Source organism: Leucobacter faecis, from assembly GCF_054456635.2.
Window position 1 is genome coordinate 170,442 of the sequence record NZ_JBTJEP020000003.1, and the last position, 14,402, is coordinate 184,843.

14 protein-coding genes are annotated in these 14,402 nt (G+C 67.0%); 6 read left to right on the forward strand and 8 right to left on the reverse strand.

Annotated features, from left to right (window positions below; all coding sequences use genetic code 11):
• Positions 1–52: 52 nt before the first annotated feature.
• The 4 genes from ACXR2T_RS03795 to ACXR2T_RS03810 all read right to left on the reverse strand — a co-directional run bounded on the left by ACXR2T_RS03795 (position 53) and on the right by ACXR2T_RS03810 (position 4,779).
• Positions 53–1,318, reverse strand: coding sequence for an acyl-CoA dehydrogenase family protein (locus tag ACXR2T_RS03795; RefSeq protein WP_458837939.1), 1,266 nt, complete (start codon positions 1,316–1,318; stop codon positions 53–55).
• Positions 1,319–1,357: 39 nt separating this feature from the next.
• Positions 1,358–2,707, reverse strand: a complete 1,350-nt coding sequence (locus ACXR2T_RS03800; RefSeq protein WP_458837940.1) for a beta-ketoacyl-[acyl-carrier-protein] synthase family protein — start codon at positions 2,705–2,707, stop codon at positions 1,358–1,360.
• Positions 2,704–4,239 carry a class I adenylate-forming enzyme family protein gene (locus ACXR2T_RS03805; protein WP_458837941.1) on the reverse strand — a complete coding sequence of 512 codons (1,536 nt, stop codon included), beginning with the start codon at positions 4,237–4,239 and terminating at the stop codon, positions 2,704–2,706. The genes ACXR2T_RS03800 and ACXR2T_RS03805 overlap by 4 nt, the downstream gene beginning before the upstream one ends.
• A 75-nt stretch (positions 4,240–4,314) precedes the next feature.
• A complete protein-coding gene (locus ACXR2T_RS03810; RefSeq protein ID WP_458813794.1) occupies positions 4,315–4,779 on the reverse strand; it encodes a MarR family winged helix-turn-helix transcriptional regulator in 465 nt (154 codons plus the stop codon).
• Positions 4,780–4,842: 63 nt separating this feature from the next.
• Between ACXR2T_RS03810 and ACXR2T_RS03815 the strand changes: the two genes are divergently transcribed.
• Positions 4,843–6,303, forward strand: a complete 1,461-nt coding sequence (locus ACXR2T_RS03815; protein WP_458837942.1) for an MFS transporter — start codon at positions 4,843–4,845, stop codon at positions 6,301–6,303.
• Positions 6,304–6,530: 227 nt separating this feature from the next.
• Here ACXR2T_RS03815 and ACXR2T_RS03820 read toward each other — a convergent pair whose 3' ends face one another.
• Positions 6,531–7,232, reverse strand: a complete 702-nt coding sequence (locus tag ACXR2T_RS03820; RefSeq protein WP_458837943.1) for a cyclase family protein — start codon at positions 7,230–7,232, stop codon at positions 6,531–6,533.
• 49 nt (positions 7,233–7,281) lie between these two features.
• Here ACXR2T_RS03820 and ACXR2T_RS03825 point away from each other — a divergent pair, with 49 nt between their 5' ends.
• Positions 7,282–7,626 (forward strand): DUF2200 domain-containing protein, encoded by a 345-nt coding sequence (locus tag ACXR2T_RS03825; RefSeq protein ID WP_458813800.1) that lies wholly within the window; start codon positions 7,282–7,284, stop codon positions 7,624–7,626.
• Between the two features lie 9 nt (positions 7,627–7,635).
• Here the strand turns inward: ACXR2T_RS03825 and ACXR2T_RS03830 are convergent, their stop codons facing one another.
• Positions 7,636–8,343: an HAD-IA family hydrolase gene (locus ACXR2T_RS03830; RefSeq protein WP_458837944.1), complete on the reverse strand. Its 708-nt coding sequence runs from the start codon at positions 8,341–8,343 to the stop codon at positions 7,636–7,638.
• A gap of 52 nt (positions 8,344–8,395) precedes the next feature.
• Complete coding sequence (locus ACXR2T_RS03835; RefSeq protein WP_458837945.1) at positions 8,396–9,307, reverse strand: LysR family transcriptional regulator; 912 nt, start codon at positions 9,305–9,307, stop codon at positions 8,396–8,398.
• 93 nt (positions 9,308–9,400) lie between these two features.
• On the opposite strand from ACXR2T_RS03835, the gene ACXR2T_RS03840 reads away from it, so the two are divergent.
• The 3 genes from ACXR2T_RS03840 (at position 9,401) to ACXR2T_RS03850 (ending at position 12,736) form a co-directional block, all read left to right on the forward strand.
• Positions 9,401–10,399: an MBL fold metallo-hydrolase gene (locus ACXR2T_RS03840; protein ID WP_458837946.1), complete on the forward strand. Its 999-nt coding sequence runs from the start codon at positions 9,401–9,403 to the stop codon at positions 10,397–10,399.
• A 50-nt stretch (positions 10,400–10,449) separates the two neighbouring features.
• Positions 10,450–11,850 (forward strand): MFS transporter, encoded by a 1,401-nt coding sequence (locus ACXR2T_RS03845; RefSeq protein ID WP_458837947.1) that lies wholly within the window; start codon positions 10,450–10,452, stop codon positions 11,848–11,850.
• A 166-nt stretch (positions 11,851–12,016) separates the two neighbouring features.
• Positions 12,017–12,736, forward strand: coding sequence for a PIG-L deacetylase family protein (locus ACXR2T_RS03850; protein WP_458837948.1), 720 nt, complete (start codon positions 12,017–12,019; stop codon positions 12,734–12,736).
• A gap of 436 nt (positions 12,737–13,172) precedes the next feature.
• Here the strand turns inward: ACXR2T_RS03850 and ACXR2T_RS03855 are convergent, their stop codons facing one another.
• Positions 13,173–13,295 (reverse strand): hypothetical protein, encoded by a 123-nt coding sequence (locus ACXR2T_RS03855; RefSeq protein ID WP_458813812.1) that lies wholly within the window; start codon positions 13,293–13,295, stop codon positions 13,173–13,175.
• A 106-nt stretch (positions 13,296–13,401) separates the two neighbouring features.
• On the opposite strand from ACXR2T_RS03855, the gene ACXR2T_RS03860 reads away from it, so the two are divergent.
• Positions 13,402–14,400, forward strand: a complete 999-nt coding sequence (locus ACXR2T_RS03860) for a DUF4031 domain-containing protein (RefSeq protein ID WP_458837949.1) — start codon at positions 13,402–13,404, stop codon at positions 14,398–14,400.
• The last annotated feature ends 2 nt before the right edge of the window (positions 14,401–14,402 follow it).

The following is a 14,402-nucleotide window of genomic DNA, read 5'->3' on the forward strand; positions in this document are numbered from 1 at the left end:
CCGCTATGGTCGTGGGTGACCGTTGACAATGGCGTCCTCGGTCCCTTTCCCCTCAACCTTCATCGAGCAGGGCAGCGGCAAACATCGGCCGTACCGAGTCAGCGCTCGGCGGGTGAAACAGGCTCGCGGTCGCGTCGCGGTAAACGCGGCTCATCTCGTTGCGATTGCCGAATCCGGATCCTCCCGTGCACATCAGCCCGACCTCGGCACACTGCCTGGCCGCCTCGCCCGCGGCGATACGCGCCGCGACCAGCAGCAGCGGCCAGCGGGCACCGTGATCGCTTAGCTCGTCGAGGTCACGTGCACACACCTCCAATTGGGCGGGAACCGCCAGGTATGCACGGTGCGCGTCTGCCAACCGGGTGCGTGACTCGGGGTTCTCGGCAAGCGACGTGCCGGCCCTCTCCGAGCGCCGCAGGTGCAGCCCCTCGGCCCCGAGCTCGAGCGCCCGCCAGGCAACACCCGCATATACCGAGCCAACGAGCAGCTGAAAACAGCTCGTAATCGCAAACACGAGCAGGTCGGGCGTGCGCCCGGGCGCCAACGTGCGTGCGACGCGCTCGCGTCGCACGAGCGCCCCGTTCAGCCGAGTGGTGCGGCTGTGCGAGGCCCGCATACCAAGCACGTCCCACTCGTCACCAACCACGACCGTGTCGTCGTGTGTGCTGATCTCGTACAGGCCGCGGACGCCCTCGGGGGCCGGTCGCAGCGCACGCGCGGGCCGCTCGACGAAACCGTAGACGAGCTGCTCGTTACTCGGGTCAGACGCATCAAGTCCGTGCACGATGAGCCTGGTCCACACCGGCGACAGCGACGTGAAAATTTTCGTGCCCGTGAAGAGATACCCGCCGTCGCCCTGGGGATCGGCGCGCGTGCGTGCGCCCTGCAGCACCCAATCGTTTGCGGGTTCACTGATTCCAAACGCAAAGATTTCGCCCGCCATCGCTTCTTCGAGTACATAATCGAGCGAGCGATCACCGCGCTCACGCATCACGCGCACCACGCCCGTGCACATCAGGTGCATGTTGACGGCGAGCGCCGTCGCGGGGGCGGCGGTCGCGAGTCGCTGCTGCAAGCGAGATACCTCGGCCAAACTGAGCTCTGGGCCACCAAACTCGGCTGGCACGAGGCACGTGAGGTAGCCCTGCGAGCGAAGATCTTCGATGTCTTCGGCGCAGAACCTGTTGTCGCGGTCATACTCATGCGCACGGTCGCGAAAGCGCGCGAGTAGCCAGTTGGGCAGAAACTGGTCTTCGAGCAGGGCCTGACGTGCTTCTCGGTGAGGTGCTTGCTGATGATTCGGCGACGTCGCGGTCATACTCGGTTCTCCATTCTTGGCGTGAGCCATGTGGCTCTTCTACTGCGTCAGCTGGGTTGTAATGGCACCGGGAGCGCGCAGAATCACCGCGGCGTTGTGCCCACCGAACCCGAACGAGGTCGAGAGCGCAGTCGCCGCCGTCACCCCCAGCGTTCGCGGGGCCCCGGCCACGAAGTTCCAGCCGGGCTCCTCGGGCACGTCGAGGTTGGTGGTGGGCGGCAGCACCCGATCGCGCAGCGCCATCACCGTAATGATCGCTTCGACCACTCCACCCGCGCCGAGTAGGTGCCCTGTACTCGACTTCGTGGCGCTGATCGGGATCTTACGCGCCCGCTCCCCCAGCGCAGCTTCGAACGCGCGCAGCTCTGCCGCGTCACCCGCGGGGGTGCCCGTGCCGTGAGCGTTAATGTGGTCGATGTCTGCGGGGGCGAGGCCCGCATCTGCCAGGCACGCCGCGATTGCCTGCGCGGCTCCGCGCCCCGCTGGGTGCGGAGCGGTCGGATGGTGCGCATCGCTCGACGCGCCGAATCCCGCGAGCTCGGCGAGCACTGGCACACCCCGGCGGCGCGCGCTCGAGGCCGATTCGACGAGGATCGCGGCCGCACCCTGGCTCATCACGAACCCCGCGCGGTCACGGTCGAACGGGCGCGAGGCGACAGCGGGCCGCGCTTCATAACCCGCGGCGAGGGCCCGCAGGTTCGCGTTCGACGCCAGGTTTACCGCGTTGAGGCAGTCCTCCAGGCCCACCACCAGCACGGCGTCTGCGTAGCCGTGGCGAATGCGCCGCAGCGCCTCGCCGAGCGCGACGGTGCCGCTCGCGCAGGTCGCCGAGATGCCCTGGGCGGGGCCCTGCAATGCGTACCGCTGGCTGAGGAGAGCGGCAGCCGAGTCTGGGGCACCGTGCATCGACAGGGTGAGCGGCACGGCCCGCGGGCCACGGGCGTCGAGCACCCGCGTGGCCTGTTGCATCGCGTCGATCGGGCCCGATCCGGTCGCTGCGATCACGGCCACGCGATGCCGGTCAAGCTCCGCGCCACGCTCTGCGCCATTCTCCGCACCATTCTCCGCACCAAGTTCCGGATCGCGGGCTACGCCCGCCTGTGCGAGCGCCTGGTCTGCGGCAGCAATAGCCCACTGCTGGACGGGGCTGATGCGGCGCGCCAGCTGCGACCCGATCGTGTCGCCCAGCGCGGCTTCAAAGCCGCGCACTTGCCCGCCGATGCGCACGGCGAGCTGACCGAACTCGGGGCCCGTGAGCTCGGTGATCGCGCTGCGGCCGGCACGCACCGCGTCCCAGAGGTCGGCAACGTTCAGCCCGCTCGGCGTGATGGCTCCGAGCCCGGTGATGACGGCGGCGTGCACGACGGCAGCGCGGTTTGGCGAGTTCACAGCCGCTCCGCTCGGCCCGTAGCGGCAAGCTCGGTCGCTTCAATACGGCGTACTTTGCCCCCGACCGTGCGGGGCAGTTCGTCGAGCCTGTACCACCTGCTGGGCACGTACTGTGGCGCAAGCTGCGCGGTGGCGATCTCGCGCAGGCGTGCACGCGACGGCACCTGCCCGGCATCGCCCTCGACCACGAGCCCGATCACGCTACCGAGCGTAGCGTGCGGCAGCGCGACCGCGACGGCGCCCTGCGGCAGCCCTGCGAACGCTCGCTCGACTTCGATGAGCGACACCTTGTGGCCGCCGGTGATCGCGATATCGCCAGCGCGGCCCAATAGCTCGAGTTGCCCGTCGATCATGCGGGCCTGGTCGTGCACGGTCGCCCAACCGTCACCGCCGCGCAGTTGCTCGTTCGAGGTGCGAGCAACATACCCGTCAGAGCAGGCAGCCGCGCGTATCCACAGGGTGCCCGGGTCTCCTGCTGGCAGCTCGTGGCCTCGGGAGTCTCGCACGCTCGCTTCGATCCCGTCGTACAGTCGCACGCGAGTGCCGTCACCATCACGACTGTCGCCAATAAACCCGATCTCGGCCGCCCCGTAGTAGCTAATAAGCCGGGTGCCAGGCAGTGCGCGTGCGAGAGCATCGCGAATGTGGGCGGGCAGGTTCGCCCCGCCCGTCACCACGAGAGACAACCGTTCGAGGCCCGCACCCCGCGGGCCCGCACCCCGCTGCGCCGCAGCCGCAATGCCCTGCACGATCGCGGGCACAGCGACGACGCGAGTGATCCCCTCGCGCGCGACGCGGGCGGCGAGACCAAACGGGTCAAACCCGTCGGCGAGGTGTACGCTGCCCGCGGTAGCGAGGCACTCGATCACCGCGTAGAGGGTGAGGCTGTACGACACCGGTCCCGGCGCGAGCGTCGAAACGCCCGGTAGCGGCTCGAGGTGCGCGGCAGACACCGCAACGTTCGCGCGGTACTGCCCACGCGTCTTCACAAACGCCTTCGGGTTGCTTGTGGTGCCCGACGAAAACAGCAGCAAGAACGCCTCGGCTGCGTCGCGCACGGCGGGCCCGGCAACGTGATGCGGATCCGCCGCAGCCACGTGCCGCTCAAACGCCGTGGGCGAGATCACCGTGCCGCCCCAGCCGCGCGCTGCAAGCGCCGTGGCGAGCTCGGTGTCGGCCGAAATCACGAGCCCCGTGCCGGTGCCCGTGATCACACCGATGCGGTGCGCGAGCGGCCAGCGTGGGTCGATGACCGCCGAGACCGCGCGAAATCCAGCGAGGCCCGCCACGATGCGCGCCGCAAGAAACGCACTGTCGACGCTCACCGCCGTGATCGGAATACCAACGGTCTCGGGGGCCGGAGTGGGCGGGCGCTGCTGTATGCGATGTAACGCGTCGACCGCAGCGAACAGCTTGGCCGAGTCAGCGACGAGCTGCGCGTAGGTGAGCCGCTCGCCCGCGTGCGAACCTGCGAGCGCGACGCGTGCCGGGTGCTGTGTAGCCGTCGCAAGGATCGTTCCTGTGATCGGCACCGGGCACCTCCGTGTGTTGCGCTGTCGGTTCTGGTTGAACCCCGCTCCCATTCTAGGGAGGGTCGCACTTGCCGGTTAGGGCTTTGCGCGCGGCCAGGGTTTGTCGTAGCCGCGCTCGATCGACTCATTGAGGTGGCGCAGCACGCGCGCTAACTCGTCACGTTCGGCCCCCGTCCAGTCGCGCAGGGTGCGTGCGAGCGCCGATCGGCTCTGCGATTGCTCGAACTCGAGTGCCATCTGCCCCGCAAACGTGAGCTTGAACACACGGGCGATGCCACCTGCGGGGTCCGACACGCGCTCGACGTGGCCGTCGCGCACGAGCGCTGCGGTCTGTCTGTTGAGGGTCGAAGCGTCGAGCCCCGTGATCGCCGACAGCGTGCCAATTGACGCTGGCCCGCCCGCCGAGATCAGGCTGAGCAGCGTGTACGCGCTCGCTTCGAGCACGGGTTCGTCGCTGCGGGTTCGCCCCACCGCGGCATCGACGTGCCGGGCGAATGCGAGCGTCTCAAACTCAATCGCAGCAATCGGGTCAGTTGTCATGGCACAAGATTATCAAACGGACCCCAAAAATTGCAGACTACATAACGTGTGTAGACTACACAAGTGATTCATACCCCGCGCGCCTCCCGCCCAGCGTTCATCCCCACCCCCGGCGTCATCGTCGCGGTGCTTGCTTCTGCGGGCATCTTGGTATCGCTCGCGCAAACCCTCATCGTGCCGCTGATCGGCGAGTTGCCAAGCATGTTTGACACGTCAGCGGCCAACGCCTCATGGATCATCACGTCGACGCTGCTCGCGGGCGCCGTCGCCACGCCCATTGCTGGCAGTCTCGCCGATCTCTACGGCAAGAAGCTCATGATGCTCAGCGCGGTCGGCGCGTTCGTCGCTGGGTCGATCGCCTGCGCCCTCGCACACAGTCTCGGAGTGATGGTGCTGGGACGCACCCTGCAGGGCTTGGCGAGCGGCATGGTGCCGCTCGGGATTTCGATCCTGCACGAACTGCTGCCCCCAGAACGAGCCGGGGCGGGTATCGCGCTCATGAGTTCTTCGATGGGCATCGGCGGCGCGCTCGGTCTACCGATCGCGGCGGGGGTTGCACAGTTTGCCGACTGGCGCATCTTGTTCTGGGGCGTCGGCGCCGCCGCGGTGCTCGTGGGGGCGGCGATCGCGGTCGTGATTCGACCCAGGCCGCAGGGCCGCTCTGGTGCGAGCTTCGATGTCGCGGGGGCGATCGGGCTCGCGGTGGGGCTCGTTGCGCTGCTGCTCGGTGTTTCGAAGGGCAGCGAGTGGGGTTGGTCGAGCCCGCTCACGCTGAGCGCCTTCGCTGTTGCCGCCCTGGTGCTCCCGCTCTGGGGCTGGTACGAGCTGCGTGTGCGGCATCCGCTCATCAGCCTGCGCACCGCGATGATTCCGACGGTGCTGTACACGAACCTCGCGTCGATCATGTTTGGGTTTGTGATGTACGCGATGAACCTCGTGCTGCCGCAGGTGATGCAGCTGCCCGTCGCGCTCGGCTATGGGCTCGGGCAGCCGATGGTGATCATGGGGTTGTGGATGATGCCGCTGGGCATCGGCATGATGGCCGTGTCGAAGCTGGGGGCCGAGATCAGCCGCACGCGTGGCCCGCGCGTCACCCTCATGCTCGCAGGCGTCGTGATCGCGGTGGGCTATGGCCTTATAGCGGTGGTGCTTGCGACGCTTGGCAACCGCACCCCCGGGGAGGCGTCAGCCGCGGTGGTCATCACGACCCTCGTGTTGCTCGCTATCGGCAGCACTATCTCGGGCTGCGGAATTGGGTTTGCGTTTGGCGCGATGCCCGCGCTCGTCATGGGGGCGGTGCCCGCATCTCAGGTGGCCGCGACCAACGGCTTTAATGCGCTCATGCGCTCGCTCGGCACCACGAGCGCCGCCGCCATCGTCGGCGTGATTCTCGCGTCGATGATGCACGAGGCGGGCGGCGTGCTGGTGCCCACCCTCGGCGGGTTTCTCGTGTCGCTCGCAGTGGGTGTGGGGGCGGCGCTCGCGGGCACGGCTCTCGCCGCCGCAATACCGCGCAGCCGGTAAGAGCGTGGGCCGGCAAGTCGCCCCACCACGCGGTCGAAAGCACCGGCAAGCACCGGCAAGCACCGACAAGCACCGACAGGCACGACTATGCATCGAAACGACGAGTCGGCCCGATAAATACGTTTTTACCGGGCCGACTCGTCGTTTCGATGCCGTCTCGTGAGCACCGCAGAGTGAAGTTACCGCAGAGTGAATCTACCGCAGAGTGAAGCTACCGCAGAGTGAAGCTACCTCGGCATCGCCTCGCCCGGCCCCCAGGCCACCGCGCGTACCGGCGCACCGTCGCCGGTGAGCGGCAGCGGAAAGAAGCCCACCCGCGCAAGCGTGTCGAGCCGTTCGAGCCCGCGCAGGTTCTCAACGATGAGGCCGTCGCCGCCCAGCACGAGGTCGTGCACGGGAAACACCCCCGGGGTTGCTTCAAGCCCGCGGCCCAGGCCCGCGCCCCCGCCGGCCACGTCGGCTTTGGTGCGATCCGGACTCAGCGTATCGACCCCCAGCACCCGCATGCCGCGCTGCCACAGCGCGTCGGCCGCGTCACGCGAGAGGAACGGATGGTCGTAAGCGAGCTCGGTCGTGAAGTGCCTGTCCCAGCCGGTGTGCACGAGCACGATGCGCGGCACCGCGACGAACCGCTCGAGCTCAGCCTCGAGCATCTCGGCGTCGATGCGCGTGCCCGGGCCCACCCGGTCTGCCAGGTGCAGCACGAGCGCGTCGCCCACAAGCTCGCCGAGGGTCACCTCGTTGATGCTGCGGCCGCCCTCGATGGAGTGCGCGGGGGCATCGACGTGGGTGCCCGTGTGCGAACCGAGGTTCACCGCGGTGACCGCGGCCCCGTCAGACGCAAGGGTGAGCGTCTGCGCGCACCGCACACCGGGGTCGCCCGGGTACACCGTCATGCCCGTTCGAATCGGATGACTCAGATCAATCATGCTCGCAGTGTATCGCCGCGGGTTCATCTTGCGGGGATACACTCGCGGCATGCACAAGATCTTTGAGATGAGCTTCGCTTCGGTCTATCCCCTGTACCTCACCAAGGTCGAGCGCAAGGGCCGCACCAAAGACGAGCTCGACACCGTGATCACCTGGCTGACCGGCTACTCTGACCAAGAACTTGCGCAGCAGATCACCGCCGAGACGACGTTTCGGGAGTTCTTTGCCACCGCTCGCCTCAATGAGGCGGCGTCGCTCATCACGGGGTCGGTCTGCGGCGTGAAAGTGCAAGAGGTTGAGGACCCGCTGATGCGACAGATTCGGCTGCTCGACAAGGTCGTCGATGAGCTGGCGAAAGGCCGGCCGCTCGAGAAGATCCTGCGGGTGCTGTAGCTCTAAGCGCTATTTGGTCTCGACACGAATCTGCGCCGGATCGAGGGCGAACTCACAGTCTTCGAGATCGCGCACCACTGCGAACCGTGCCGCAGGCCCGTCGGAACTCACGCCGAGCAGCGCACCAAAGAACGCGGCAGCGTCGCGCAGCTCTTGCTCAGTGTGCGAGGTGGCGACCGCCAGCACGTGCGCACCTGCAGCGAGGCCCGCCCCAATGCCGGCGGGAGCGTCTTCAAGCACCAGGCAGTCTTGCGGGGCAACTCCGAGCGCCGCGGCGGCCATGCGGTACCCCTCGGGATCGGGTTTGCCACGCGACACGTCTTCTGCCGCCACGAACACGTCGGGCACGGGCAGCCCGGCCGCGACGAGCCGCGGCAGCATCACCTGGCGGCCGCCCGACGTGACTGCGGCCCAGCGCTGCCGCGTCTCAGCGGCAAGCCCCGTGAGGAGCGTGTGAGTTCCCGGCAGTGCCGAGACGTTGCCAGCGTAAGCGTGCTCGAGGGCGTCGAGCTCGGCGAGCGCTGCCGGCACTTCTTGGGCGGGCAGAAACTCGGCGAGCGTGTCCTCACTGCGCCTGCCGTGGCAAACCGCGAGAATCTCGTCTGCGTTCATGCCACGACGTTTCGCCCACGCCCGCCACACCTGTTCGACCGTGTCGATGGAGCCGACGAGGGTGCCGTCGATGTCAAACAAAAGCGCTGCCACATTGATTCGCATGAGCCCAGCCTACGGGGCGGGCAGCGCCCCCGGGCGGGCGATCCGGAGCTGGTTAGCCAAAAGCGCGCTGCGCATCGGGCTCAGCGAGCAGCAGTTCGAGCGCCCGCAGCCGGGCGTTCGAGTGGTGCCCCTGGGGGTACGCGAGCACGACCTCGTTGGGGGCGACGAGATCGGAAATGGGCACGTACGTGACCGCGCGGCCATCGAAAGTCACCGTGCCCTTGGGTTTGCCGCTGAAGACCGAGTAGCCGAGGCCGCGAGCGACCATCGCACGCACCGTCTCGGGGTTCACAAACGACCAACCGACGTTGGGGGTGATGCCTGCGTCGTGCAGCAAGTGTTGAATCACGTCACCCGAACCGCTTGGTTGCACCACGATGAGTCGCTCGGCGCTCAGGTCAGCGAGCGCAACCTGCGGCGCCTGGGCAAACCGGTGGTCTGCGGGCAGCACCGCATACGGGTGCACCCGCCGCACCGGCCGGGTTTCGAAACTGCCCGTCACCTGGCGCGTATAGAGCAGCGCGCAGTCGACGGTGCGGTCTGCGAGCATGCGCTGCACCTCGCTCGACAGCCCGTCGAACAGCTGCAGGTCGACCCCCGGGTACCGCTCGTTGAAGGCGTGCGCGATGACGGGCAGGGCCCGCGGTGACAGGGCGACCGTGCAGGCGATGCGCAGCGGGCCTGCGACCTCGTTGAGTTCCTCCCAGGCGAGGTGAGCGAGCGTGTCGGCGTCTTGCAGCATGCGCCGGGCGACCGGCAGCACCCGCTCCCCCGCCGAGGTGAGCTCGACCCCCTTCGCGGGGGTGCGCACGAGCAGCGGCACCCCGATGCCGCGCTCGAGCTCTGAGAGCGCGGCAGACACGGTGGCTTGCGTGACGCGGCAGTGGTCGGCCGCCGCGCTCACCGACCCGGTGTCGCAGGCGGCCACAAAGTACTCGATCTGACGCAGCGTAGCCCCATTCATAGGCTCAGTCTATTGAGTTCATCAATACTTTTGGTTTTACAAATGAAATGGGGTGACCGACCATTGAGGAAACATCTTTGAACGGAGACGACCGTGACCAAACCCCACGTCATCACCCTCGGCACCGCGGGCGGCCCCCGCTGGTGGACCCCCATGATGGCCAGCTCGCGCTTTGGCATTTCGACGGCCGTCGTCGTGGGCGACCGCAACTACCTGGTCGACACCGGCATGGGCGCCGGCCGCCAGTTCACGCGGGCGGGCCTCGAAATGGCCAACCTCGGCGGAGTCTTTCTCACCCACCTGCACTCGGATCACACCACCGATCTCGCAAACATTGCCCTCTTTGGCCTGTTCGGACTGTCGGGCGAGGGGCCCAAGATTCCCATCATTGGCCCCGGCGACCGCGGCATGACCCCGCCAGTGTCGCAGCGTGCTCTCGTAGCCCCGCAGCCCGTCGCCCCGCACCTGCCCACGCCGGGCACCAAAGACATGTTTCGGCTGTTGATGGAGGCGTACGCGACCGACCTCAACGACCGTGTGCTCGACGCACTGCGGCCGTCGCCCTTCGACCTGTTCGACGCGCAAGACATCGCGGTGCCCACCGACATTGGGTACCACCCCAACGACAACCCCAACCCCGATATGGCCCCGTTCACCGTGTTCGAAGACGACCGTGTGCGCGTCGACGCGATTCTCGTGGAGCACCCGCCGATCGCCCCGGCCTTCGCCTACCGCTTCACGACCGACGAAGGGTCTGTGTCCATCTCGGGTGACACCAAGAAGACGGCCAACATGGCGCGCATCTCAGAGGGCGTCGAGCTGATGCTGCACGAGGCGATTAGCTTCAGCTGGGTCGAAGAAATGTATGGCTCGAGCGACAACCCGACGCTGCGCGCATCACGCGACCACCATCGTCGTTCACACTCGAGCGTCGAAGACGCCGCCGACATTGCTGAGGAGGCGGGCGTGAAGAAGCTCGCGATTCACCACCTGGTGCCGGGCAACCTCGGGCTCGATGCGTGGCGCAGCGAGGCGCACGGCCGCGACGTGCTCATTCCAGACGACCTCGACGTCATCTCTTTCGCGCGTTAGCTGGCACTAGCGCTTCACGTGACAACTCAGATAGTAAGGAAGGGTCGACGATGACCGCCCTCACCTCCCCAACGACGCAGGAGACCAAGCAGGAGACCATGTCTACGCACAACACTGCCACGAGCGACGGCACACAAATCTCGCTCACCACCACCGACATGAAACGCATTTTGCTGTCGAGCTTCATGGGCAGCATGATCGAGTTTTACGACTTCATCCTCTATGCGACCGCCGCGAGCATCGTGTTCGCGCAGGTGTTCTTCACCGATCTCGGCGAGGGGTTCGCCCTTTTCGCCTCGATCGCAACCTTCACTGTCGGCTACCTTGCCCGGCCTCTAGGCGGGTTGCTCTTTGGCCACTTCGGTGACACGCGCGGCCGCAAGACCGTGCTCGTGCTGTCGCTGCTGCTCATGGGCATCGCTTCTACGCTTATTGGGCTCTTGCCCACGACCGCCCAGGTGGGCATCATCGCCCCCATCGCACTCGTGATGCTACGTGTGATTCAGGGCCTCTCAGTTGGTGGCGAGTGGGGCGGCGCGGTGCTCATGGCCCTCGAACACGCTCCCAAGGAGCACCGCGGCTTTGCGGCTGGCTTTGCCAACGCTGGCGGCCCCGTCGGCGCGGTGCTCGCGACCGTCATGCTGGGTCTGTTCTCGATGCTGCCCCAGGAGCAGTTCATGTCGTGGGGCTGGCGCATTCCGTTTCTCTTCAGCGTTGTGATGGTGGGCATCGGCCTCATCATTCGCCTGAAGGTGTCTGAGACGCCCGGCTTTCAGCAGATTCGCGCCGCGAGCGAGAAGAAGAAGACGCCCATCGTGCAGGTGCTGCGTAACCACTGGCGTGCTGTGCTGATCTCGCTCGTCGCGGTGCTCGCGTTCACGTTCACGCAGGGGCTCATGACCGTGTGGGGTGTCGCCCAGGCGGTGAGCAACGGTGCCGACGCCACCGGCGTGCTCGCTTGGAAGGCTGCGGCCGCAATCGCCACCGTAATCGTGTCACTGATCTCGGCCCGGCTGTGCGACAAGGTCGGCCGCCGCCGCATGATCGCGATCGGCTGCGTGACGGGGGTCGTACTCGCGTTTCCCATCATTTCGCTGCTCGGCACGGGCACCGTATGGGGCTTCGCCGTCGCGATCGTGCTGGGCAACGGCCTCGTACAGGGCCTCGTCTACGGCCCCATGGCCGCGTTTGTGGCCGAACAGTTTCCCACCGCGCTGCGCTTCTCGGGCGCATCGGCCGCCTACCAGACCGCGTCGACCATCGGCGCTGGTTTCTCGCCGCTCATCGCGACGGGCCTCGTGCTCGGCTTTGCGGCGACCTGGCCCGTGGCCGCGATCTGGATCATCGTGCTGCTCGCAAGCCTCACAGCAGTACTGATCGCCCCCGAGGGCAAGAACCTCGATATTCACACGCGCAAGGTCACCGTCGCAGAGTCCAAGGACCTCGGCTAGCGCGCACCAGACCCGCGAAGGCGGGTGGCTCACCGGGGGGATGAGTCACCCGCTTTCGCGCTGCCTGCAGCTCCCAACTGTTCAGGGCATCTACCGCCGGCTCCGGATCATTCCAAGCTGCGCCCGGGTCTATCCGCGCGACCTCGCGAGGGCGTAGGCTGCTGGCATGGCTGCTCTCGAGTTGTTTGACCCGACCGATATCGAGCGGGTGCTGTGCATTGTCGCGCACCCCGACGACATGGAGTACGGCGGCTCGGCCGCAATGGCCGAGTGGACTGCGCGCGGTATCGAGGTCTCCTACCTGCTGCTCACCGCCGGCGAGGCCGGTATTCGCGGCATGACGCCCGGCCGGGTGCGGCCACTGCGAGCGGCCGAACAGCGCGCAGCCTGCGACATCGTGGGGGTCGCGCGGCTCACGATCCTGAACTTCCCAGACGGGCTGCTTGAACCCGGGCTCGCATTGCGAGAGGCCATTTGCCGCGAGATTCGCGCGGTGCGCCCGCAGGTGCTCGTCACGATGTCGTGGGAGCTCGAGGCGGGTTGGGGCCTCAATCACGCGGACCACAGGGCAACCGGCCTGAGCGTCGTTGATGCGGCACGCGACGCCGATAACCCGTGGTTGTTCCCTGAGCAGCTCGCGAGCGGGGAGCTTGCGGCGTGGAAGGCCGACTGGCTGTGCGTCACGATGCACCGGCCCGAGCACGCGATCGAGGTTTCGGCTGAGGCGCTCGAGCATGGGGTCGCCTCGCTCGAGGCGCACCGCGAGTACCTGGCTGCACTGCCGGATCATGCCGCTCCGCGCGACCTCATTACCGGGATCCTCACGGGCGGCGGCGAGGCGGCGGGCGTGCCCTACGCGCTTCCGATCCACGCGTACGCGCTGTAGCGGGGCGGCCTGCCGCCTACTTATGGGGCGACAGCGCGGGTGTGATGCTTTCCCATGCGTCTTCCAAAGTGCATGGTGATGCGCTGGCCTCCTGAAGCCGCCGATGCCGTGCGGCCAAAAGTGGGTGTTATCAGGACCAATAACACCCACTTTTGGCCGCACGATGTCTTGGCGCCCGTGTGCGACCGGGTTCGTGCCGCGTGAATGCCCACAGGCAGCTCCTCTAGTAACGGGCACCGGTCAGAAATGGTCTTCCTAGTTGCTGCTCGGAGCCTCACATCGCGAGTCAGTGCGTGATCAAGCCCCTCGTTTTAGTGCGGTCGAACACGCGCCAGCACCGCATCAAATTCTGGAAGCAGCCCACCGAAGAAGGGCCCAGCGTCGAGCCTTTGAATCCCTAACGGGAACTCCCGACAGACGCACTTCGAAGGCATGCTCAGACATCTTCAATTTCGCCCATGAGTTGAATGCCCATCATCGAGAGGACTTCGAAGTAGCGCGCATTGAGCTGCTTACCTCGACCCTGCTCGAGTTCTGACAACCAGCGCTGCGTAATCATGTCTCTCAGACTACGAAACCGTAGTCAGAGCTTCGCGATGTTGAAATCGTAATCGCGGGCGCTTTCCTGCGCCGCGTCACACACCGGGCAGCCGTACGATGGAGGCATGGCCGTTCTCATCGATCCCCCGGTGTGGCCCGCACACGGGCAGGTGTGGAGCCACCTCGTGTCTGACTCAAGCTACGCCGAGCTGCACGAGTTTGCGCGGGCACTCGGGGTGCCCCGCCGCGGCTTCGACCTCGACCACTACGACCTGCCCGAACGGCTCTACCGTGATGCGGTTGCGCTCGGCGCCACCCCCGTGAGCGGCCGCGAACTGTTGTTTGCGCTGCAACGATCGGGGCTGCGCGTGCGCCAGAGCGAGAAAGAAGCGCTGCGGCGCACGCGCCGAAACGCCTATCTGCGCGAGGAGTGGCAACTCCTGGCCGAAGCGACAGGCATTGCACCTGCCGCGGGCGCACGGTTAGCGGCACAGTTACTCACCCGCTGGCGAGAGCCACACCGTCGCTACCACGACGAGCGCCACCTCGAAGACGTGCTGCTGGCACTCGACCAGCTCACCGTCGGGGGCGAAGCCGTTACGCCAGCGGTGCTTTTGGCGGCGTGGTTTCACGACGCTATCTATACGGGCAGGGCGGGCGCCGACGAGCGCGCCTGCGCCGAACTCGCGGTGCGCGAGCTCAGCAGCGCGGGGGTGCACTCAGAGACGATAGCGGGCGTGCACGACCTCATCGTCGCCACGATCCCGCCCGGCGCAAGCGACACTGCCGCCGCAAGCAGCACGGGCGGCGCAAGCAGCACGAACGGCACGTACGCCGTGAACTCGCGCATGCGCCCCGACCGCGCCTCGCTCGCGCAGCTGCTCGACTCAGACCTGTGGATCTTTGCGGCGCCACCCAGCCGCTACGAGCGCTACACACTCGACGTGCGTGCGGAGTACGCGAGCGTGGCCGAGCCGCGGTTTCGCTCCGGCCGCGCACAGATTCTCACCGCCTACCTCGAGCGTCCGGCGCTGTACGAAACAGACTTCGCGCGCGCACGCTGGGAGGCTCGCGCACGCAGCAACGTGACCGCCGAGCTTGCGGGGCTCAGCGGCCACCCGTAGAG

Coding starts and splice junctions, on each gene's coding strand:
- ACXR2T_RS03795 (WP_458837939.1), bottom strand. CDS start 1,318: ATGACCGCGACGTCGCCGAATCATCAGCAAGCACCTCACCGAGAAGCA.
- ACXR2T_RS03810 (WP_458813794.1), bottom strand. CDS start 4,779: ATGACAACTGACCCGATTGCTGCGATTGAGTTTGAGACGCTCGCATTC.
- ACXR2T_RS03820 (WP_458837943.1), bottom strand. CDS start 7,232: ATGATTGATCTGAGTCATCCGATTCGAACGGGCATGACGGTGTACCCG.
- ACXR2T_RS03825 (WP_458813800.1), top strand. CDS start 7,282: ATGCACAAGATCTTTGAGATGAGCTTCGCTTCGGTCTATCCCCTGTAC.
- ACXR2T_RS03830 (WP_458837944.1), bottom strand. CDS start 8,343: ATGCGAATCAATGTGGCAGCGCTTTTGTTTGACATCGACGGCACCCTC.
- ACXR2T_RS03835 (WP_458837945.1), bottom strand. CDS start 9,307: ATGAATGGGGCTACGCTGCGTCAGATCGAGTACTTTGTGGCCGCCTGC.
- ACXR2T_RS03845 (WP_458837947.1), top strand. CDS start 10,450: ATGACCGCCCTCACCTCCCCAACGACGCAGGAGACCAAGCAGGAGACC.
- ACXR2T_RS03850 (WP_458837948.1), top strand. CDS start 12,017: ATGGCTGCTCTCGAGTTGTTTGACCCGACCGATATCGAGCGGGTGCTG.
- ACXR2T_RS03855 (WP_458813812.1), bottom strand. CDS start 13,295: ATGATTACGCAGCGCTGGTTGTCAGAACTCGAGCAGGGTCGAGGTAAG.
- ACXR2T_RS03860 (WP_458837949.1), top strand. CDS start 13,402: ATGGCCGTTCTCATCGATCCCCCGGTGTGGCCCGCACACGGGCAGGTG.